At 58.4% G+C, this 20,716-nt stretch carries 26 protein-coding genes; 22 read left to right on the forward strand and 4 right to left on the reverse strand.

Annotated elements, in window-relative coordinates; all coding sequences use genetic code 11:
- Position 1: 1 nt before the first annotated feature.
- The 3 genes from JO965_RS03770 to motA are packed head-to-tail and all read right to left on the reverse strand — an operon-like array spanning position 2 to position 2,110.
- Positions 2–316, reverse strand: a complete 315-nt coding sequence (locus tag JO965_RS03770) for a hypothetical protein (protein WP_203442383.1) — start codon at positions 314–316, stop codon at positions 2–4.
- Complete coding sequence (locus tag JO965_RS03775) at positions 297–1,229, reverse strand: flagellar motor switch protein FliM (protein ID WP_203442384.1); 933 nt, start codon at positions 1,227–1,229, stop codon at positions 297–299. The genes JO965_RS03770 and JO965_RS03775 overlap by 20 nt, the downstream gene beginning before the upstream one ends.
- Positions 1,229–2,110 carry a flagellar motor stator protein MotA gene (gene motA, locus JO965_RS03780; RefSeq protein ID WP_203442385.1) on the reverse strand — a complete coding sequence of 294 codons (882 nt, stop codon included), beginning with the start codon at positions 2,108–2,110 and terminating at the stop codon, positions 1,229–1,231. Before motA ends, JO965_RS03775 begins: the two co-directional genes overlap by 1 nt.
- 201 nt (positions 2,111–2,311) lie before the next feature.
- On the opposite strand from motA, the gene flgF reads away from it, so the two are divergent.
- The 21 genes from flgF to JO965_RS03885 all read left to right on the forward strand — a co-directional run bounded on the left by flgF (position 2,312) and on the right by JO965_RS03885 (position 19,914).
- Positions 2,312–3,037, forward strand: coding sequence for a flagellar basal-body rod protein FlgF (gene flgF, locus JO965_RS03785; RefSeq protein ID WP_203442386.1), 726 nt, complete (start codon positions 2,312–2,314; stop codon positions 3,035–3,037).
- An 8-nt stretch (positions 3,038–3,045) separates the two neighbouring features.
- Positions 3,046–4,368 carry a flagellar protein export ATPase FliI gene (gene fliI / locus JO965_RS03790; protein ID WP_203442387.1) on the forward strand — a complete coding sequence of 441 codons (1,323 nt, stop codon included), beginning with the start codon at positions 3,046–3,048 and terminating at the stop codon, positions 4,366–4,368.
- Between the two features lie 96 nt (positions 4,369–4,464).
- Positions 4,465–5,664, forward strand: coding sequence for a flagellar hook protein FlgE (locus JO965_RS03795; protein WP_203442388.1), 1,200 nt, complete (start codon positions 4,465–4,467; stop codon positions 5,662–5,664).
- 32 nt (positions 5,665–5,696) lie between these two features.
- Positions 5,697–7,160: a flagellar hook-associated protein FlgK gene (gene flgK / locus JO965_RS03800; protein ID WP_203442389.1), complete on the forward strand. Its 1,464-nt coding sequence runs from the start codon at positions 5,697–5,699 to the stop codon at positions 7,158–7,160.
- Between the two features lie 27 nt (positions 7,161–7,187).
- Positions 7,188–8,213, forward strand: a complete 1,026-nt coding sequence (locus JO965_RS03805; RefSeq protein ID WP_246776844.1) for a flagellar hook-associated family protein — start codon at positions 7,188–7,190, stop codon at positions 8,211–8,213.
- Between the two features lie 16 nt (positions 8,214–8,229).
- The gene (gene flaF, locus JO965_RS03810) at positions 8,230–8,577 is read left to right on the forward strand and encodes a flagellar biosynthesis regulator FlaF (RefSeq protein ID WP_203442391.1); all 348 of its coding nucleotides are present in this window, start codon (positions 8,230–8,232) and stop codon (positions 8,575–8,577) included.
- A complete protein-coding gene (flbT, locus tag JO965_RS03815) occupies positions 8,574–8,996 on the forward strand; it encodes a flagellar biosynthesis repressor FlbT (protein ID WP_203442392.1) in 423 nt (140 codons plus the stop codon). Before flaF ends, flbT begins: the two co-directional genes overlap by 4 nt.
- A 14-nt stretch (positions 8,997–9,010) precedes the next feature.
- Positions 9,011–9,406 (forward strand): flagellar hook assembly protein FlgD, encoded by a 396-nt coding sequence (flgD, locus tag JO965_RS03820; RefSeq protein WP_203442393.1) that lies wholly within the window; start codon positions 9,011–9,013, stop codon positions 9,404–9,406.
- Positions 9,407–9,408: 2 nt separating this feature from the next.
- Positions 9,409–9,675 (forward strand): flagellar biosynthetic protein FliQ, encoded by a 267-nt coding sequence (locus tag JO965_RS03825; protein ID WP_203444047.1) that lies wholly within the window; start codon positions 9,409–9,411, stop codon positions 9,673–9,675.
- Positions 9,676–9,798: 123 nt separating this feature from the next.
- Entirely contained in the window at positions 9,799–11,874 is a 2,076-nt protein-coding gene (flhA, locus tag JO965_RS03830; protein ID WP_203442394.1) for a flagellar biosynthesis protein FlhA, read from the forward strand.
- A complete protein-coding gene (gene fliR / locus JO965_RS03835; protein ID WP_203442395.1) occupies positions 11,871–12,626 on the forward strand; it encodes a flagellar biosynthesis protein FliR in 756 nt (251 codons plus the stop codon). The genes flhA and fliR overlap by 4 nt, the downstream gene beginning before the upstream one ends.
- Positions 12,627–12,631: 5 nt before the next feature.
- On the forward strand, positions 12,632–13,030 hold the full coding sequence (locus tag JO965_RS03840) for a hypothetical protein (protein ID WP_203442396.1): 399 nt from the start codon (positions 12,632–12,634) through the stop codon (positions 13,028–13,030).
- A gap of 50 nt (positions 13,031–13,080) precedes the next feature.
- A complete protein-coding gene (locus JO965_RS03845) occupies positions 13,081–13,593 on the forward strand; it encodes a rod-binding protein (RefSeq protein ID WP_203442397.1) in 513 nt (170 codons plus the stop codon).
- 41 nt (positions 13,594–13,634) lie between these two features.
- A complete protein-coding gene (locus JO965_RS03850; protein WP_203442398.1) occupies positions 13,635–13,982 on the forward strand; it encodes a flagellar protein FlgN in 348 nt (115 codons plus the stop codon).
- Entirely contained in the window at positions 13,979–14,428 is a 450-nt protein-coding gene (locus tag JO965_RS03855; RefSeq protein ID WP_246776736.1) for a hypothetical protein, read from the forward strand. The genes JO965_RS03850 and JO965_RS03855 overlap by 4 nt, the downstream gene beginning before the upstream one ends.
- Positions 14,429–14,480: 52 nt before the next feature.
- The gene (locus tag JO965_RS03860) at positions 14,481–14,864 is read left to right on the forward strand and encodes a PleD family two-component system response regulator (RefSeq protein ID WP_203442399.1); all 384 of its coding nucleotides are present in this window, start codon (positions 14,481–14,483) and stop codon (positions 14,862–14,864) included.
- A gap of 4 nt (positions 14,865–14,868) precedes the next feature.
- Positions 14,869–15,984: a chemotaxis response regulator protein-glutamate methylesterase gene (locus JO965_RS03865; protein ID WP_203442400.1), complete on the forward strand. Its 1,116-nt coding sequence runs from the start codon at positions 14,869–14,871 to the stop codon at positions 15,982–15,984.
- A complete protein-coding gene (locus JO965_RS03870; RefSeq protein ID WP_203442401.1) occupies positions 15,981–16,832 on the forward strand; it encodes a protein-glutamate O-methyltransferase CheR in 852 nt (283 codons plus the stop codon). Before JO965_RS03865 ends, JO965_RS03870 begins: the two co-directional genes overlap by 4 nt.
- A 400-nt stretch (positions 16,833–17,232) precedes the next feature.
- Entirely contained in the window at positions 17,233–18,411 is a 1,179-nt protein-coding gene (locus JO965_RS03875) for a flagellin (RefSeq protein ID WP_203442402.1), read from the forward strand.
- A 75-nt stretch (positions 18,412–18,486) separates the two neighbouring features.
- Positions 18,487–19,071, forward strand: coding sequence for a hypothetical protein (locus tag JO965_RS03880; protein ID WP_203442403.1), 585 nt, complete (start codon positions 18,487–18,489; stop codon positions 19,069–19,071).
- Positions 19,072–19,128: 57 nt separating this feature from the next.
- Positions 19,129–19,914 (forward strand): DUF1217 domain-containing protein, encoded by a 786-nt coding sequence (locus JO965_RS03885; RefSeq protein ID WP_203442404.1) that lies wholly within the window; start codon positions 19,129–19,131, stop codon positions 19,912–19,914.
- A 4-nt stretch (positions 19,915–19,918) separates the two neighbouring features.
- Here the strand turns inward: JO965_RS03885 and JO965_RS03890 are convergent, their stop codons facing one another.
- Complete coding sequence (locus tag JO965_RS03890; RefSeq protein WP_203442405.1) at positions 19,919–20,293, reverse strand: hypothetical protein; 375 nt, start codon at positions 20,291–20,293, stop codon at positions 19,919–19,921.
- Positions 20,294–20,484: 191 nt separating this feature from the next.
- On the opposite strand from JO965_RS03890, the gene JO965_RS03895 reads away from it, so the two are divergent.
- Entirely contained in the window at positions 20,485–20,622 is a 138-nt protein-coding gene (locus tag JO965_RS03895) for a hypothetical protein (protein WP_203442406.1), read from the forward strand.
- The last annotated feature ends 94 nt before the right edge of the window (positions 20,623–20,716 follow it).

Raw genomic sequence — 20,716 nt, forward strand, 5'->3', positions numbered from 1 at the left:
CTTATGAGTGAGATGTGCCGGAGTATGACTGCCTTTGCAGGCGTGCCTCTTGAGTGAGGTGCTCAAGCCGCGTGGCGATGGCCTGGGCTTCCTCGATGCGCTGACTGAGAAGAACGAGGGTCTCCTTTCCCTCCGCGCCGAAGCTCGCCACGGCGTTTTGGGCGGTCATCAGCGCAACTCCGGTTTTGTCGAAGATCTGCTGATACTCGGCATGGTAGCGATCAAGCCTCTTAAGCTTTCGATACATGACCGCGACCATGACGGCAGTCGTCACGAGAGCAAGGAACAGGATTGCGTTAGCGAGGGAGGACATCATCCAGAAACTCTTTTTCCTGGTCGATGAGTTCATCGACCTTCAGAACATATGATCCCTCCGACTGCCCGATATGACACCAGAAGAGACCCTGCTGATTGCTTTCAAGCTTGACGCGGCTGCGCGGGGTTGCCTGCAGTTCGATGACGTCTCCGATCTTGAGATCGGCGATCTCGCCGAGTGACAGGAAGCGTTCTTCGAGAACCGCCTTGAGCGTGACCTCGGTCTTCTTCACTTCCGTGGCGATTTGCTTCATCCACCGCGGGTCGCGGCCTGACGATTCGCCGGTCACCACATGGGAGAGGGCTTTCCGCATCGGGTTGAGAACCGATTGCGGAATGATGACGAACATTTCGCCGCCGCGGTTGAGCGCCTGGAGAAGGAACTTGGCTGCGACAGCCTGATTATTCCGCCGCCCGATGACGGCAAAGTCCATACGGGTCTCGATGCGCTCGAGCTTGAATTTCGTGTCGACGATCAGCGAGAATGATGCCTGCAGAGCCTTGGCGACCTGCTCGAAGAGCGTTTGAGCCATCCTGAGCTCGATGTTCGAGAAGCCCCGCGCTTCCTCCACCGGCGGTTCTGAGCCATCGGAGCCGAAGAGCACCTCCACCATCGTGTAGATGAAATCACGGTCGAAACCGATCAGGATATGGCTGTCCCATTCCGGAGCATGAAAAATCCCCGCGACGGCGTTCGCTTCGTACATCTCCAGGATTTCGGTGATGCGTCCGCTCTCGAGCCCGCTGAGCGAGTAGTACATGGGCGATGCCGCCATGTGGCGCAGGTGCTCGGCGCAACTGGTCGACATGCGGTCGAAGATCACATGAAGCATCGGCAGGCGATCGAGAGAGAGGCCTGCGGCATCCAGAAGCATGTCGCGAATGTCGGTGGCGCTTTGTGCTCCGCTCATCATCACGCGGCCTCTTTCAGGTCTTCGGAACGGCCACCGGTCGTCGTCGCGGTTTCAACTTCGTCGATGGTCGGGCGATACTCCACGGAGATGCCCTTACGGCCATGTTCCACGGCGATCTGGGGGAGGGCGCCGTTCATGTAGGCGATGAGAGCCTGCTTGACGATGACATAGACGCGGGTCTGTTTTTCGCGAGTCGACTTTACCTTGTTCGCTAGCGGCGACAGGAATGCGTAGGAGATGAAGATGCCGACGAAGGTTCCGACTAGCGCGGAAGCAATCAATCCACCCAGAATCGCGGGTGATTGATCGATGGCGCCCAGAGCCTTCACGATTCCCAGCACGGCTGCAACGATGCCGAGGGCCGGAAGCGCCTCCGAGACGGTATTGATGGAATAATAGGGCTTCAGGCGATCACGCTTGAGAGTCCCGATTTCCTCTTCCATGAGAGCCTCGATCTCATGAGGGCGCGCATTGCCGATGATGATCAGCCGTGCGTAGTCGCAGATGAAGAGCGTGAGGTCCTTATCCTTGAGAACGTTCGGAAAAGCCTTGAAGATCTCCGATTCTTCGGGCTGATCAATATGGCCTTCGACCTCGTTGCGGGGCTTGTTCTTCAGTTCCCGCATGAGGGCATAAAGAAGCCCCAGGATTGAAAGGTAATGATCTCTCTTAGGGACGGTGCCGGAAATCGCCTCGCGCGCGGCCCGACCCGTGTCCTTCACCAGAGACATGGGGTTCGCGATGATGAATGTGCCGATCGCGATGCCGCAGATGATCACGTATTCCCAAGGCTGCCAAATAACAGCCAGGTGACCGCCCATGGCGACATAGCCGCTCACGAGCGAGCCAATGGCGACTGCCAATCCGATCAAAACGCCCAAAGTTGTGGTCCCTTTTGTGAAAGTCCAACCTGTTGAGGATGTCTTAAGCGCGGAGGCTTGCGCGAAGCTGGAAACAGGGGAGCAAGCCTCGTGCAAGGCTGTTCGATTACCCCTCGGCCAGCTTCATGCGGCAGACAGATGTCGCGCCATCAGGGCCGGCCTCGCAGGCTGCCCTCATGAGAGAAAGGCCGGAGTTCCTCGATGCAATCTTCGCTTTATGTTGCGCTGTCCGCCCAGGTGGCCATGGAAAAGCGCCTCAACACGATTGCGAACAATGTTGCAAACATGAACACGGGCGGATTCCGGGCGGACGAGGTGAAGTTTGAGGAAATTCTCTCGCTCGCAGCGAAGGAGAACGTGTCCTTCGCGTCCTCCGGGCAAAACTTCGTGTCGCGGCGGACCGGCCCTATCACCAAGACCGACAATCCGCTCGATGTCGCCATTCAGGGAGAGGCCTGGTTCGCCTTCAATGGCCCCAATGGAACGGTCTATACCCGGGATGGCCGCTTCAAGATGAACGAGAACGGCGATCTTCTGACCGTCGAAGGCTATCAGGTTCTTGACGCCGGCGGCGCACCCATTGCCCTCGATCCCACGGCAGGTTCTCCGACCGTCAGCCGTGACGGCACAATCATGCAGGGAACCAACCAGGTTGGAGCGATCGGTCTCTTCAATCTGAGAAATGACAGCAAGCTCAGCCGCTTCGGAAATTCTGGTGTCATATCCAACATTCCGGGTGAAGTCGTTCAGGACTTCAACTCTACCGGAGTTCAGCAGGGTTTCAGCGAAGGATCGAACGTCAATCCCGTTCTGGAGATGACGAAGATGATCGCGGTTCAGAGAAATTTCGATAGCGCGGCGACGACGATCCAGGAAAGCGAGTCGACCCTCATGGATGCCATCCGGACCCTTGGTCCCAGCTCCTGATGACAGCGATGAATGCTCTCCAAAAGCTTGAAGAATTCGTTCTGACCGAAGCCCTCGGTCGGCGGAAGATTCAGATCAGCGGGACCATCCGCGAGGTGAATCCCAGCTATTACCGGGTCTCGGGATTGTCGCAGTTCGTGAAGCTCGGGGACCGCGTCGGGTTTGCAGCTCAAGGAAAGACGCAGACCGGAGAGGTCGTTCGCATCGATGACGGCGGCATTACCGTCAAACCCTTCAATGGGCGCATCGAGACCGGTATCGGAACGCCCGCCTTCATTGTGAGCGATACCGGCTTGAGCCCCGATCACAGCTGGCGGGGGCGGGTCATCAATGCTCTCGGCGAGCCGTTGGATGATCTGGGACCTCTCATTCCGGGTCACAAGCCGGTACAGAACGACGCCGAGCCACCGTCCGCCATGACGAGAGCGAGGGTCAAGACGCCTCTGAAAACCGGTGTCAAAGCCATCGACCTGTTCACGCCGATCTGCCAGGGGCAGCGCATCGGCATTTTCGCGGGTTCCGGCGTCGGCAAGTCCACGCTACTGACGATGCTTGCCAAGTGCGAGGGCTTTGACACGATCGTCGTCGCTCTGGTCGGGGAGCGCGGCCGCGAGGTGCGGGAGTTCCTGGAAGGGCCCATTCACGCGAACCTGCATAAATCGGTCATGGTGGTGTCGACCGGGGACGAGAGTCCGATGATGCGGCGCCAGGCTCCGAGAACGGCGGTGGCACTCGCCGAATACTTCCGCGATTGCGGCGATTCGGTTCTGCTCATCGTCGATTCCGTGACGCGTTACGCTCATGCCGCCCGCGACGTGGCCCTGGCGGCCGGAGAACCGGCGGTCGCCCGTGGCTATACTCCTAGCGTCTTCAGCGACCTGCCCCGTCTGCTGGAACGGGCGGGGCCTGGGGCGGAGGGAAAAGGCTCCATCACGGGCATCTTCTCCGTCCTCATCGACGGTGACGATCACAACGACCCTGTCGCCGACAATATTCGCGGAACGCTCGACGGTCACATCGTTCTGGACCGCTCGATCGCGGATCAGGGGCGGTATCCGGCCATCAATGTCCTGGGATCGATTTCGCGTCTGGCCGATCATGTCTGGTCCCCGGATCAGAAGGAACTCGTGCGTCGCCTTCGCGGGATGATCGCCCGCTTCGAGGATACGCGGGATCTCCGATTGATGGGCGGTTATCACCCGGGCAACGATCAGGAGCTCGACCAGGCGGTCGTGCTCGTCCCGAAGATCTACGAAGCGCTTCGGCAGGATCCGTCCATGCCTGCCAGCCGTGATGCCTTCATGGATCTGGCGCAGGCCCTCAAGCAATAGAGTTGTTCACGTCTCGCAGCATTGACCCTGGATCGGAATACAGCCTCGCACAAGCGTCATGGTGTTAGGTCCAGTTTGAAACCGTAGGAGCTTCAGATGAGTCTTTATGGCGTTCTTCGTAGCGGCGTTTCTGGCATGAACGCACAGTCGAACAAGTTGGGTACCGTTGCCGAGAACATCCAGAACTCGAGCACGAATGGGTACAAGCGCGCTTCGACGGAGTTCTCATCCCTTATTCTTCCTTCAAGCGAAGGCAACTACAATTCCGGTTCGGTCACCAGCAGGGTTCGCTACACGATCGCCGATCAAGGCCCCATTGCTTACACGACGTCGGCGTCGGATCTGGCGATTTCGGGTAACGGCTTCTTCGTGGTGAGCGACCCAAGCGGATCCCCCTACCTGACGCGCGCCGGCAACTTCGTCAAGGACGGGCGGACGGGCAATCTTGTCAACGCATCCGGGTTCACCCTGATGGGCTACAAGTTGGGAGCGGGAGCCGTTAATCCCTCTCTGAACAGTCTCGACGGTGTCGAGCCGGTCAATATGGCTTCCTTTGCCATGCAGGCAACCGGATCGACGAAGGGAACCTTCAAGGGCAATCTGCCGGATGGCGCACCTGTCGTTGTACTTCCAGCCGTCAGTAAGCAATCTTCGCTTCAGGTCTATGACAAGGTCGGCAATCCGATCAAGATCGACATTTCTCTGTCGAAGATCAGCGATACTCAATGGAGCATCAGCGTTGCTAACGGAACGAGCGCTGATCCGCTGACCGGAACGACAACGATGACTCTGACCTTCGACGCGGATGGCCAATTGACAGGACCATCCGTGCTGAACTTCGGCATCCCCGGCGGCGAACCATTTGCCCTTGATATGGCAGGCATGACGCAGTTGGCCGGCGAGTACAATGTCACGGGTGAGGCCAACGGAAATGCCCCGTCTGCGGTGAAAGATGTCGAGTTTGCCGCAGATGGCACGGTCTATGCGGTCTACGAGGATGGAACCCGGGTTGGCGCCTATCGGATCCCCCTGGCGAATGTGTCGAGCCCGGACAACCTGAGCCCTCGTGCCGGCAACGTCTATGAGACGACTGCTGCCTCCGGCGGCTATCAGGTCGGCTTCCCGGAAACCTCCGGTTTCGGGTCCATTGCATCCGGTGCTCTCGAAGGATCGAATGTCGATATTGGCACCGAGCTCACGGCGATGATCGAGGCGCAGACCAGCTATACGGCGAACTCGAAGGTCTTCCAGACCGGATCTGAACTGCTCGACGTCCTGATGAACTTGAAGCGGTAACTCTTTCCCTTTTGCTCAAGGGTCATTGATCCATGTCTCTGTCAGTAGCCTATAATACGGCGCGCTCATCGCTGCAGGCATCGCAATCGCAGATGGCGATCGTATCCCGCAACACGTCCGGGGCCTCCGACCCGAACTATTCGCGCAAGATCGCTGCCCTCACAACGACAGGCGGGTATGCCCGCATCACGGTCCTCCGGGCCAGCGATCAGGCACTCCTGACGAAGATGTTGGAAACAACGTCCGATTCCGCCACCCAGAAGGCCCTGCTTGAAGGGTTGAAGAAGCTCAGTCAGACGGTCGGCGATACGGAATTGGATCAATCCGCCGCGGCACGGGTTGGTGCGCTGAACAGCGCGCTGCAGCAATATGCCAACGCACCCGATAATCCGGTTCTGGCACGGGGATTCGTCAAGGCTGCATCGGATCTGGCGGATACCTTGAATCAGGCCACTGCCACGATCCAATCCGTCCGCCTGGAGGCAGATGGAGGGATGGCCGGCTCGGTTGCCCGGATCAATGACCTCCTTCTCAAGTTCGAAAAGGCAAACCAGCAGGTCGTGAGCGGCTCTGCTCTTGGCGCCGACGTCAGCGACGCCATGGACACGCGCGACGGCCTGATCGCACAGCTGTCCGAGGAGATCGGGATTACGGTCGTGCCGCGCGCCGGCAACGACATCGCGCTGTACACGGATAGTGGTGTGCCGCTGTTCGAACGTACGGCACGGCCGGTGACGTTCAATCCGACGACGGTCTACGGACCGGCCACGACAGGCGGGGATGTCTTCATCGACGGGATCCGCGTGACGGGACCGGGGGCGCTCATGCCGCTGAATTCCGGCAATCTTGTCGGATTGGCGCGCTTGCGGGACGACGTTGCGGTCACCTACCAGAAGCAGCTCGATGAGCTCGCCCGCGGGTTGATCCAGACTTTTGCCGAGAGCGATCAGAGCGGCGCGGGAAAGCCGGATATGCCCGGCGTCTTCACTTTCGCCGGTGCCACAGGCATTCCCTCGATGCCTGCGACGGCCGGACTTGCCGGATTGATCCGGGTCAACGATGCCATCGATCCGACAAAAGGCGGCAAGTTCGAGAATATCCGCGATGGCGGAATCAACGGCGTCGACTACGTCTACAATCCGGACGGCAATGCGAACGCCGCATTCTCCGAGCGGCTTTCCTCCCTGACGGAGGGCATGGTCGCCCAGCGTCCGTTCGATCCTAGCCTGGGCTTCGGGCCGACCGCGTCCCTGCAGGGCTTTGCTTCCCTGACCGGGAGTTGGCTGGAGGCCTCACGCCAGAGCGCAAGCCAGAGCGTCGATTATCAGACGACACTCCTCGGACATGCATCCGAAGCGCTCTCGAATGCAACCGATGTCAACATGGATGATGAAACGGCGCTCATGCTGCAGCTGGAGAAGTCCTATTCGGCATCGGCAAAATTGCTGTCGGTCATCGACCAGATGCTCAAAACCCTCCTCAGCGTCGTAGGCTAAGCCATGAGAACGACTTTCGTCTCAACAATGTCCCTTTGGAATTCGTCCAAATCGTCCCTGGACAAGCTCCAGGCCAATCTGGTGAAGGCCAACAAGGAGCTCGTTTCCGGGCGCGAGGCCGATGTCGGCCTGAAGCTCGGCTACAAGACGGGAACCACATTGTCCTTGCGTCAGGATCGCGCCGAGCTCGATGCCCTGACCGATAGCAATGCGTCCGCTCTTCTGCGCATCAAGTCGACGACAAAGGCGCTGGATCAGATCAGAACGACTGCGGACAAGCTCATGGACGCTCTGATCTCCACGCCAATAACCGAAGCAACTGCTAAGACGATCGCGTATCAGGCGAAAGCCAATCTTGCCAACATGATATCGGCCATGAACACCGGAGCTGGTGGTCAATACATCTTCGGCGGGCTGAACTCCCAAGAGAAGCCTCTTAACAGCTATGAGGGTGGAGCTGCGAAAGCCGCTGTCGATGCGGCTTTCGCGGCAGCACCGCCGCTTGGCTTCGGATTCAATCAGGACGCTGCAGCTGTATCGACGATCACTCCCGCTCAGATGGAAGCGTTTCTAGACGGGCCGTTTGCTGATCTCTTCAAGGGGGCCAACTGGCAGAACTGGTCGAACGCCTCAAGTGAGAACATCCAGAGTCGGATCTCTCCACAAGAGAGACTCGAGACGTCCGTCAATGCCAACGATGAAGCGATTCAGAAATTGTCGATGGCCTATACGATGATATTCGATCTTGGCCTTGGCGGGCTCAATGACGAGACGAAAGAGGTCTTGATCAATAAGGCCATCGAAACCTTCTCTGGTGCCACCACAGGCGTGACCGGCATGCAGGCGAAGCTGGGAACCGTGCAGGAGAAGATCGAGCAGGCGGGCGAGAGGATGAGCCTGCAGAAAGACATCTTTGACGAAAAGATCATGCATTTAGAAGCGGTCGATCCTGCGGAGGCAAAGATCAGAATCGATCAGCTGTCGACTCAACTTCAAACATCCTACTCCCTAACGGCGCAACTCAAGAATTTGAGTCTGATCAACTTCATCTGATTGTCGGAGTTCAATAATGTATCGTTTTTCCTACGCAGAAGTTATCGAAGACTCTTCCAGAGAAGGCCGTCAACGTGAATACGAACTCTTTGATCGCGCCATTAACCTGATGAAAGGCGCCGAGGGGAAGCCCTCGCAATCCCCTGAAATGATCGACGCAATCGTTTTCGTTCAACGGCTTTGGACTTTCCTGATCAAAGATCTGGGGCATCCCGACAACGGTTTGTCCGACCAGCTGAAAGGCCAGCTTATTTCCATCGGCCTCTGGGTGATGCGTGAATCGGATCGTGTGGTCCGGGGTGAGCAGAAAAGTCTCGAAGCGCTGATCGATATCAATGCCATGATCCAGGAAGGTCTGAAATGAAAGCTAAAATGCGATTCTCCCTCAAGGCCGGTGAGCGCATCTTTATCAATGGCGCCGTCCTGACCGTCAGTCAGAAGGTAACGTTGAGCCTTCTGAACGAAGCGCGCTTTCTCCTGGAGAGCCATGTTCTCCAGGTCACGGAGGCGACGACCCCGATGCGTCAGCTCTATTTCGTCGTGCAATCTCTCCTGATCAATCCGCAGGAAGCGGCCAAGGTCATGGGTGCGTTCCGCAAGCTGCACGATGCTCTGCTCCAGGTCTCAACCGATGAGGGCGTGAAGGACACTCTGCGCAAGGTCGGCGATCTTGTGGAAGCCGACCGGACATTCGAGGCGCTGAAGCTCATCCGAACCTTGTTCGAGCCGGTCGAGGCTCATCAACCCACACCAGAGGAAGCCGCCGCAGTTCAGGCGGCATAATTAGGAGCCTCACGATGAACGTCTCCTCAGTCTCAAGTGCTTTCACCACGCAGCGATCGACCACGACCGATAGTTCTTCGACCGTCAACTACGACAATTTCCTGAAGCTGCTGATGGCGCAGATGACGAACCAGGATCCGACCGAGCCCATGAAGTCGACCGACTACATGGCTCAGCTCGCGACCTTCTCTCAGGTCGAGCAGACCGTGAAAAGCAATTCCAAGCTCGATGCCCTGCTAACGTCTTCCGCGTGGTCGCAGGCTGACAGTGTTATCGGTCGCAAGGTCTCGACCGCCGATGGCAAGGTCTCGGGCGAGGTATCCTCCGTCACGATCACCAGCGAGGGGGCCGTCGCAAAGCTCAAGGATGGGACTCATCTCCTTCTCGGCCCAGGCGTTGTTGTGAGCTGATGATGAACGAGGTCGATGCCCTTGAACTTGTGCGGGCAGCCATTTGGACCGTCATCATTGCTGCAGGACCTGCCGTCGCTGCGGCAATGATCATCGGTATCGTCATTGCCCTCATTCAGGCACTGACGCAGATCCAGGAAGTCACTCTCACCTTCATCCCGAAGATTATCGCCATTCTGGTAGTGGCCCTCGTGACGGGATCCTTCGTCGGGTCGCAGATTTTCGCCTTTACCGAACTGGTCTATGGCCGAATTGTAACAGGGTTCTAAATCGTCGCCGTTCGAACGGCATGCGGGGTGAGGAGCAGCTCCTCAAGGTGGGTTTGCGACCCTCGCGCAAGCTTCATGGTTCATGTGTCAGTCTCACCGTTCATTCGTTGAGCTGACAGGCACATGGAAGCAAGTGAAGTTACAGCCCAAGGGCGCGGCAGGGATTTGGCATTCGCCGGCGCCGTGGTCGGCATCCTTGCCATTCTCTTTCTCCCGATTCCACCGCTTGCGATCGATATGGGTCTTGCCCTCTCGGTTGCGCTGTCCGTCCTGATCCTGATGGTGGCGCTCTGGATTCAGAAGCCTCTCGAGTTTTCCGCTTTCCCGACCGTCCTCCTCATTGCAACTTTGTTGCGGCTTGCGCTGAGTATCGCTTCGACTCGTCTCATCTTGTCCGATGGCCACAAAGGCGTCGATGCCGCGGGTCATGTGATCAGTGGCTTCTCCCAGTTCGTGATGAGCGGCGATTTTGTCATCGGCATCGTCGTCTTCATCATCCTGATCACAGTCAACTTCCTGGTCATCACCAAGGGCGCGACCCGTATCGCCGAGGTGGGCGCCCGGTTTACGCTCGATGCCATTCCCGGCAAGCAGATGGCGATCGATGCCGATCTGTCCGCGGGCCTGATCGATGAGAAGGAAGCCCAGAAGAGACGGCGCGAGCTCGAAGAGGAGAGCGCCTTCTTCGGATCCATGGACGGTGCCTCGAAATTCGTCCGCGGTGAGGCTGTCGCAAGCCTGATCACGATCGCGGTCAATATCTTTGGCGGCATCGTCATCGGCGTCACGCGTCACGGCATGCCTCTGTCCAAAGCAGCCGATGTCTTCGTCCAGCTTTCCGTCGGTGACGGACTGGTCAGCCAGATTCCGGCTCTTGTCGTCTCCCTGGCTGCGGGTCTCCTGGTCTCGAAGGGTGGAACGAGGGGGCAGGCACAACAGGCCGTGCTCGGGCAGCTTGGTGCCTATCCCAGAGCCCTCATGGTTTCTGCGGCTCTGATGTTCGTCTTTGCCATCGTGCCTGGCCTGCCGATGATCCCATTCCTGGTGCTCGGCGGCTGCATGGGTTTCATCGCCTATTCGATTCCCAAGCAGAGGGCCGATCAGGAAGCGCAGGCTCAGGCCAAGCTGGCGCAGGAGCAGCAGCAGAACCTTCTGGAATCGCGTGACTCGGTCAAGGAATCCCTGAAGCTCGCCGAGATCGAACTCTGCCTTGGCAAGCATCTGGCGTCCTATCTTGCGAGCTCGCACGGGGACCTGGCGCACCGCGTCGGCAAGATGCGCAAGAAGTTCGCTCAGGATTACGGTTTCGTTCTGCCGGATGTGAAGCTTTCCGACAGCCTCATGATTCCGCCGAAGAGCTATCAGATCAAAATTCACGGCACCGTCGTGGCGACGCAGGAAGTCCGCCCGGGCGATCTTCTCGTCGTGCTCGGCGATGGCCCAACGCCCGACGTTCCGGGAGATGAGGTACGGGAGCCGGCCTTCGGCATGAAAGCCTTGTGGGTTTCGGACGTCTATCTGAACGAGATCAAGCGACAGGGCTTTCAGGCCGTGGATGGAGCCTCGGTTCTCCTCACGCATCTGAGCGAAGTGATCCGCAACAACCTGCCTCAGCTTCTGTCTTACAAGGACGTTCGCAATCTCCTGGACGGTCTCGATTCCGAGTACAAGCGCCTCCTTGACGACATCTGCCCGTCGCAGATCTCCTATTCCGGACTTCAATCCGTCTTGAAGCTCCTGCTGGCCGAGCGGGTCTCCATCCGCAACCTGAGCCTGATCCTCGAGGCAATCGCCGAGATTGCCCCTCACGCTCGCCGGGCCGAGCAACTGGTGGAACATGTGCGGGTGCGGATCGCCCAGCAGATCTGCGGCGATCTCGCAGAGGGAGGTGCCCTGAATGTGCTCCGGCTCGGCAACAAGTGGGATATCGCATTCCATCAGAGCCTGAAGCGGGATGTAAAGGGTGACGTCATCGAGTTTGACATCGATCCGCGTCTCGTCGAGCAGTTCGGAGCCGAGGCATCCGACGCCATCAAGACCCGCATGGGACAGGTTCATACCTTTGCCGTCGTGACGGCGCCGGATGCCCGTCCTTATGTGCGCATGATCATCGAGCGTATGTTCTCGTCCCTGCCGGTTCTGTCGCATCTGGAAATCGCCCGGGGGGTCGAGGTCAACTCGCTTGGTACGATCTCGTGAGCCAAGTTACCCCTGAGATCCTGCTGGGGATATTCCTGATCTTCTGCCGGATCGGCGGATGCCTGATGATCGCTCCGGGCTTTTCGAGCAGCCGGATTCCGATCCAGGTGCGGCTCTTTATCGGATTGGCCACCAGTCTGGCGCTGGCTCCGGTCCTTCTGGAGAAAGTTCAGGCCGGCATCACATCTCAGGCTCCTGCCGCGATTCTGGTCTATATCGGGTCGGAGCTGCTGACCGGTCTCCTGATCGGTCTTTTGGGGCGCGTGTATTTCCTGGCGCTGCAAACGATGGTGAGTGCCGTCGCGATGGCGCTGAGCCTCGGCAGCATGCCGGGAACGCCGATCGATGAGGCGGAACCTCTGCCTCCGATCAGTTCCTTCATCATGATGGTGGCGACGGCCGTTCTCTTCCTGTCCGACCTTCATTGGGAGCTGTTTCGCGGGCTCATCGCCTCATACTCACGGCTGCCAATGGGGGAGGGGTTCGGCACGAGACTCTCGCTGACGCAACTGGTCGACCAGGTGGGCGTCGCCTTCGTGCTCGCCCTCAGGATCAGCAGCCCCTTTATCTTGTGTTCGGTTATCGTCAATCTGGCCGTCGGATTGACCAACAAGCTCACGCCGCAGATCCCGGTTTACTTCCTGGCGACCCCTTTCATCATGATCGGTGGATTGCTGATCGTCTACTTTGCCGCAAGCGATTACATTCTCCTTTTCATGGAAGCGTTCTCAACCTGGTTGCGGGACGGGTAGGGTAGATGAAACAGAGAATTCGAAAAATCGACCGCATCCTGAAGGTCCAGCAGCATCTTCAGAAGGAGGCCGAGCTGAAGCTCGCCAATCTGGAGCGGGAGGCATCAGAACTCAAGGTCGCCCAGGAGACGCTCATTCAGACGATGAACGATCACGAGACGCTTCACGGCCTCTTCGTCGATGTCGCCGCCAAGCGCCTGCAAGGATTGGCGTCTCAAGCCAGCGCAGTCGAGAAGGCGAAGGCGGTGCAGAAGGTTGTCACCCTTGACAAGGCGATGCAGTCGAAGCGGACGGAGAAGATGCTGTCCGGCCTCAAGGATCAGGACCGCCGGGAGGTCGAGAAAAAGGATCTCGCTTCCATTCTTGAGACGCTCGCAAAGGGAAAGAGCGCAAGCTTCCCGTAAGCTAGCCGGGTTACATGTTGTCTCAAGTCGAGAAACTTGAGAGATGCGAGATGGCGATCAGCCCGCCCTCAGATATTGTCAATGACGTCGCGAGGGCAGCAGATCCCGCGCGCTATCAAGCCGCGGCGCAGAAGCTTCTTGATGGCGCGTCCGCTGTGGACGGAGCCAGCTTCGAGGATGCCGTGAAGTCCGTGGCCGGTCAGCCTCTGATGGCGTCCGGTGCCGATGTTTACACCCTCCGGAACTCGCTTCGTAACGACGCTGAGTCAATCAGTGCCACCAAAACGAAGAAGGCCCACCAGGAATTCGAAGCCTATATTCTTCAGACATTCGTCGAGTCCATGCTCCCGAAGGATGCGGAGAACACCTATGGCAAGGGTAACGCCGGATCGATCTGGAAGTCCATGATGGCTGAGCAGATCGGAGCGCAGATTTCGAAGGCAGGCGGCATAGGCATTGCGAAGCACCTTCTCGGCTCCCGGGAGGCCGGACCTTCCGCGGATATCCTAACCGCTCCGGCAGCGCCGAACTTCTCCGGTAAGATCGCACTCCAAAAGATTTGACGAGGTTGGCGGCCGATCATCGCCAGAAAGCAGGAAGCAACATGATGCTGATGAAGTCCCTGGATCGTCTTGAAGAAACTCTGGATATGGAAACCGCTGCTCTCATGGCGCGGGATCTGTCCAACCTCGATGAGTTCAACCGGCGCAAGAGCCAATGCCTTCTTGAGATCAGCCGAATCGTCCGGACTGCCGAAATCCACACCCTCGATCAGAAGGCAACGAAGCGTCTTCAGGATCTCCAGTCAAAGATCGAGGTCAACCAGGATATTCTGCGGCGTCACATGCATGCCGTACAGGAGGTCGCGAGCATCATCTCGAACGCGATCCAAAGCGCGGAGTCCGACAGCACCTATTCGGCGCATATGAACAAGGCGGGCTACGGCGCATGATGAAGAACGTCATGGCAGGATTCTGGGTTTGTGCCGTAACGCTGGCATCCTGCTATGCGGCCGTGACCTGGACCGTCGGCAAGGCGCCTGCGGAGGAGAAAGGAAACTACGAAGGGTTGCAGTATAAGAAGCTGCCCCCGATGAATATCCCTATTGTCGCGGAAGGGGCCGTGCAGGGCTATGTGATCGCGAATCTGGTCTTCACGGCTGACGCCAAGACCCTGCGCGAAATCTCCGTGCCGCCCGAGGCCTTCATCCAGGACGAGGTCTTTCGCCATGTCTATGCCGATGAGACGCTCGATTTCAAAAAGCTCTCTCGCTACAACGTCAATGGAATGATCGGTAATGTGCGGGAGAAAATCAACAAGCGTTTAGGAGCCGAGATCGTCAAGGAGATCTTGGTCGAGAATTTCAACTTCGTCGATAAATCCGACATTCGCTCTTGATGCCAGCCTTCCATCTGAGGCAGCAGGGCGATGAGGCCTGGGAATTTCTTTCATGAATTATTGCCTGATCATTGATGACTCCCGCGTGATCCGGAAGGTATCCCGCGAAATTGTCGAGAGCCTCGAATTCCGCGTCTCGGAGGCCGAGAACGGTGAAGCGGGCCTGAAGGCCTGCCAGGCTGAAATGCCGGACGTTATTCTCCTCGATTGGAACATGCCCGTCATGGACGGCTACAGCTTCCTCAAGGAACTGCGCAGCACTCCGGAAGGTCAGGCGCCGAAAGTCGTCTTCTGCACGACGGAGAACGGCTTGGATCATATTACGCGTGCGCTGGAGGCCGGCGCAGACGAATATGTCATGAAGCCTTTCGACAAGAACATTCTCGCGGCCAAGTTCCAAGAGCTGGGCGTTCTTTCCACATCGCATTCGGTGTAAGACGATGGCGCTCGCTCCTGTATCCCGGACAAGCTCTAGCCCTGGTCGCTCCACCCGCGTGATGATCGTTGATGACAGTGCCGTCATTCGCGGCATGATCGGTCGATGGCTCACCGAAGCGGGCGGCTTCGAGATTGTCGCTACGGCGTCCAACGGCCGTATGGCGGTCGATTCCGCGGAACGCTCGAAACCCGAGATCATCCTGCTCGATATCGAGATGCCGGAAGTCGACGGCCTTGCGGCTCTGCCGCTGATCCTGAAGGCGCATCCATCGAGCAAGGTGATCGTGATCTCGACTCTGACGCAGAGGAATGCCGAGATCTCGCTGAAATGTCTCTCGCTCGGCGCTGTCGATTATCTGGCGAAGCCTGAAAGCGCGCGGGCTGCGGGGGCGGCGAATGATTTTCGCCGCGACCTCGTCGAGAAGATGCGAGCGTTGAGTGAAACAAGGACTCGCCAACCCAGGACTTATGCAGCGCTGACTCCGGCGGCTGTCTCTTCGCTTCCGCTGTCTCCCGTAAGATCCAGTATCACGCGGCCACAATGTCTTCTGATTGGCTCCTCCACGGGCGGTCCACGGGCTGTTGAACGGGTTCTGTCAGACATGCGGCCGGTGCTGCCGGGTATCCCAGTGCTGATTGTCCAGCATATGCCGGCGATGTTCACTGCGGTCTTTGCAGAGCATCTGCAAGCTCTGTTGTCCATTCCGGCACGGGAGGCGAGAGATGGAGACGCTATCGTCCCCGGAACGATTCTCGTTGCTCCCGGCGGGAGGCATATGGGAGTCGCATCGTCCGGCGGCAAGGCGATCATCCGGCTCAATGACGGACCTCCCGAGAACTTCTGCCGTCCGGCCGTCGATGTCCTGTTCCGAGAGGCCGCGGCGGTCTATGGCGCATCGGCGCTTGCCGTTGTCCTGACCGGCATGGGCTCGGACGGAACGCATGGCGCGCGCTTCCTCACGAAGGCGGGTGCGGCCGTGATCGCCCAGGATGAAGCGACGAGCATCGTCTGGGGAATGCCGGGCAGTGTCGTGAAGGCGGGCCTCGCTCACGAGGTTCTTCCCCTGGAATCCATCGGCCGCTCGTTGAAAGGCCTCATGACCGGAGCTTCGAAATGACCGAATCCGAATTCGAAGCCCTGCGCGTCTTTCTGAAGGCCCGGTCGGGCCTGGCCCTCTCGCCTGACAAGCGATATCTCGTCGAGAGCCGCCTCTCATCCGTCTGTACGCGTTTCAAGCTCGAGAGCCTGTCGCACCTCGTCCGTGAGATCAGGACCGGCCGCGTGATCGCGCTCGAGAAGGCGACGATCGAGGCGATGACGACGAACGAGACCTTCTTCTTTCGCGACAAGACGCCTTTCGATCTCTTCCAGGATGTCCTGCTTCCCAAGTATATCAAGGAGCGGGCATCGAGCCGCAGGTTGCGGATCTGGTGTGCCGCGGCATCGAGCGGCCAGGAGCCGTATTCGCTGGCGATGCTTTTGAAGGAAGCTTCCGCCCGGATGCCGGGATGGCACATCGATATCATTGCCTCTGACATCTCTACGGACGTGCTGGAGAAGGCCAGGGCGGGTCTCTACAACCAGTTCGAAGTGCAGCGCGGATTACCGATCCGCCTTCTCGTGAAGTACTTCACGCAGGTAGGCGACCAATGGCAGATCTCACCTGAGATCCGGTCGATGGTGGACTTCCGCTATCTGAACCTCCTTGACGATTTCAGTCGCCTGGGGCAGTTCGACATTGTCTATTGCCGTAACGTCTTGATCTACTTCGATGCGCCTCTCAAGGCCGATGTGCTGCGTCGGATTGCCAACACGATGGCGGCGGACGGCTCGCTCCTCCTCGGGGCATCCGAGACCGTGCTCGGGGTCACGGACGCCTTGGCGCTGGATCCGGCTCATCGCGGTCTCTACGCGAAGGCCCTGACGGCGACTGCGCCGAAAATGTTTGCCGTCGGCGCACGTTAGGCATCTCCAGGAACGGAATACTGGCTCCTTCATGAGAAGCGTCCGGCCTATGGCCGGGCGCTTTTTCCATTCCAGGCAAGGTGCTGCTATAGTTAACAAACTGTAAATACATAGTTTTTTGCGAAAGTTGTTGTCCTTCTGCTTGACGGAACGGCCGGGCATCGGTAAACAGGGAAGCACAAGCACCGCTGATGAAGTGATCATTCACTTCAGGTGCCAAGAAAGCACTATGGTACGCCTTCAGACGAAGGCTAGGCATGATGCCAATCCATTTTGCCGGTAAAAGCCCGGATGTCATGTGAGCAGCGGATCGAGGTTCCCTCGAGGCATGAAGCCCCTCCGCTGGGTCGGTTAAACTCCGACATTCCCTGAACAATCACATCATTCAAGGAAGAAGCACATGTCTTCGATCAACACGAACCTCTCCGCCATGACCGCCCTGCAGTCGCTCAAGTCGACGCAGAATGCCATGAACAAGACCCAGAACCAGATCTCGTCTGGCCTGCGCGTCGGCGAGGCTTCGCACAACGCCTCCTACTGGTCGATCGCGACCCAGATGAAGTCCGACAACGGCGCTCTCGGCTCCGTGAAAGACTCCATCAAGCAGTCGAAGTCGATGATCGACACCTTCAGCTCCGCGATGGACAAGGCTCTCGTCCACCTCAACGAGATGAAGAAGAAGGTCGCCACCGGCGGCAACCCCGGCGCCGATCTTAACGCTATCCAGACCGAACTGAGCCAGCGCATCGCCGGCCTCAAGAGCACGGCGGACTCGGCCACCATCAATGGCCAGAACTGGCTGAAGGGCGACGCCCAGAGCGTGCAGCTCGTTACGTCCTACGACAACGGCACTCTCGGCAAGCTGAGCATCGACACCGCGGGCGTGCAGCTGTTCCAGAACGCAACCGCCGGCACCGGCGGTCTGCTCGCCAACGTGGCGTCGATCAACGTCGCAGCGGCTCCGACGGCCAGCCATGTCAACATCGACGTCACCGCAGCGGATGGATCTTCCACCCTCACTGCAGCCTCGGCGGGTGATATCACGGTTGACTTCGGCGGTGGCACGGCAGCAACTGTGACGTTCGCAGCCGGTGAGGCCAAGACGCTCAATGACGTGGTCAACAAGATCAACGGCGACAGCGCCATGAGCGCTCTGGTGGACGCCCAGGTGGTGAACGGCGACCTCCGTCTCGTGTCGAAGCTTGACGGTAAGAACATGGTCGACGCAAGCACTGTGACGACGCTGACCGGTGCCACGAAGAGCGGCGCCACGGTGAATGCCGGCGCCGGCGTCGGCACCTCGGTTGACACCGCTCTGACCACCATCGAGCGCGCCATCGAAGCCGTGACGAAGGGCTCGTCGATGCTCGGTGCCACCAAGGCTCTCCTTGAGACCCAGGAAGAGTTCATCGGTGTCCTGTCCGACTCGCTGACCGCCGGCGTGAGCGCCTACGTCGATGCCGACATGAACGAGGCTTCGACCCGCTACCAGGCTCTGCAGACCCAGCAGCAGCTCGGCGTGCAGGCTCTCTCGATGGCTAACCAGAACAGCCAGATGATCCTGAAGCTCTTCCAGTAAGAGTTCCAGCATCCACCTGAAGGGAGCCTCGCCTTGCAAAGGGCGAGGCTTCTTTCGTTGGAAAGGATTATCGCGATGCTGAAGAAGCTGTCGTTCCATTCCCATTCCCGTATCGCGGCGCTGACGGCTGGCCTCGCCTCCGTTGCGGCGTTGCTTGCCATCCCAACCGAAGCTGGCGCAGTGGCGAACTGGTTCGGATCATGGGATTACGTGCTCAGGCACGATACCGAGGGACAACCTCTGGCGGCTTTCGCCCGTCTGCGTGGCGAGAACGGTTCCCTCCTGTGGCTGACCTGCCAGCGTCAGGTGCTGGACGGCGAACAGCCGCCGGTGTCCTTCATCACGGCGGCTGTTGCCCAGAAGCAGTATCTCGGCCGGAGCGATCCTCGTGGCCGGAGCACCGTCTACTGGTTCGACGGCGGCAGCCCCGAGGTCGGCCATTGGATCTATCGCGACCGATACGGCCAGATCGCAGAGCCTGCACAGGTCCATGCCTTCGTCGACAGGCTCGCTCAAGCGCAAAGCCTGACGGTCGAGCTATCGAACTACCGCTATGAAAGCCGGAAGATCGAGTTTCACCTCAATGCGGGCGACACCAGAAATGTCGCCGACAGGTTCAGGCAGGATTGCAGGGATATCCTGCACGAGACCGGCGATTGATTCGTCTCGATCCTTGAAGCTCCATTCCCCCGCAACTGCGTACTGGAAAACCGCCCCATGATCAGCACATCGGTCCGTTACCAGATGATCACGACCAATCTCGCCCGCTCGAAGGAGTTGATCGAGAAGGATCCGGCGGTCAAACGCGAGACGGAATACTTCAAGGCCAATATCAGCAAGGTCACATCCATCGACGCGTTTCTCAAGAACGATCGTCTCTACAAATATGCCATGAAAGCCTATGGCCTTGAGGACATGGCTTTCGGCAAGGGACTCATCAGAAAACTGCTTCAGGAGGGCGTCACGAACCCTCTGAGCATGGCAAACAAGATGACCAATCCCCTCTACAAGGAGTTCGCTACGGCGTTCAACTTCGCCAGTAAGGGAGAGGCCGCCACATGGGATCCGAGCGTCGCCACAACGACGGTCGAGCGCTACATGCAGACCGCGCTTGAAAAGAAGGAGGGCGATCAGAACCAGGGCGTTCAGCTTGCCATGTATTTCAAGCGCAAGGCCTCCTCGGTAAAGACAACCATGAGCCTGCTGGCGGACAAGGCGCTTCTCAAGTTCGTCCAGACGACATTCGGCATTCCTGAATCGGCATCGAGGGCCGATCTCGACATTCAAGTGCGGAACCTGGAGAAGTATTTGAAGATCGAGGATCTTCAGGATCCGAAGAAAGTCGACCGACTGATCCAGCGCTTCAACGCCATGTGGGACGTCACCAGTACCAGCACAGCGGCAGCATCTCCTGTGCTGAGTCTGTTCGGGGAACCCATGGAGCAGGGGTTCAGTGTCGATCTCATGATGAGCATCGCCAAGCTCAGGCTCGGCGGCTCATAACCTGCTATTTTGAAATGACGTCCACGACGATCCGCTCGTTGGCGGGTATTGCATCGGACGGCGCTCTCACGATGAAGACGCCGCTGCAGGTTGTCGTGACCTTGCGGATTGGCGTGCGGTGCTTGTCCGCGCCGATCAAGTAATTCACCGTGTAAAAGGGTTCGCCGCCAATGAAGGTGGTCTGCTTGCTTTCGAAGACGTAGCCGACCTGGATTGGGTCGATCCGATAGACCGTTCGAGGTGGGCCCCAGGCGGCGATGCGCGCGGAAATGGGTTTTCCAATATAGTCCGAGCACGACAGGGCGACCGTTTCCTGGGCGATCGGCACGCAGCCGCCGGTGCCGATGACCACCGCGAGCGTTACGAAGAGCGTTCTCAAGCAGATCTCCCAAGGAATTTTCAATGGTCTTTGTCTCAACAATATATGTCTGATTCAGATGAGCTGAAGCCGTTCCTATGAACGTAGTAAACCTCAAGTCCGCGCGATGAGGCCGTGAAAGCACTTCGTCAGGTTCGTGCAAGCTTGCGATGCCATACAAAGGAGTACCTCTAAATGATGAGGAGAGTTCCATGGCTGTCATTCTCGTGCCGGTCGTCGCTGCATCCCTGGTCGGGCTTATTGGAATGCCTGTCGTGCGGCTCATGATCTCTTCGAAGAGAACGAAGCATTGGGCCAGAAGTCGCAGCATGGCGCAGAGCCGATATTGAACGAAACGATGCCTCCATGGGTCGAGGCGCTGAATTGACATGCGCCGATCATGGTTGAAGTTAGAGAGTGAGATCCCGACCGCTCATTGGAGTG

Source organism: Microvirga sp. VF16 (genome assembly GCF_016864375.1).
GTDB lineage: Bacteria > Pseudomonadota > Alphaproteobacteria > Rhizobiales > Beijerinckiaceae > Microvirga.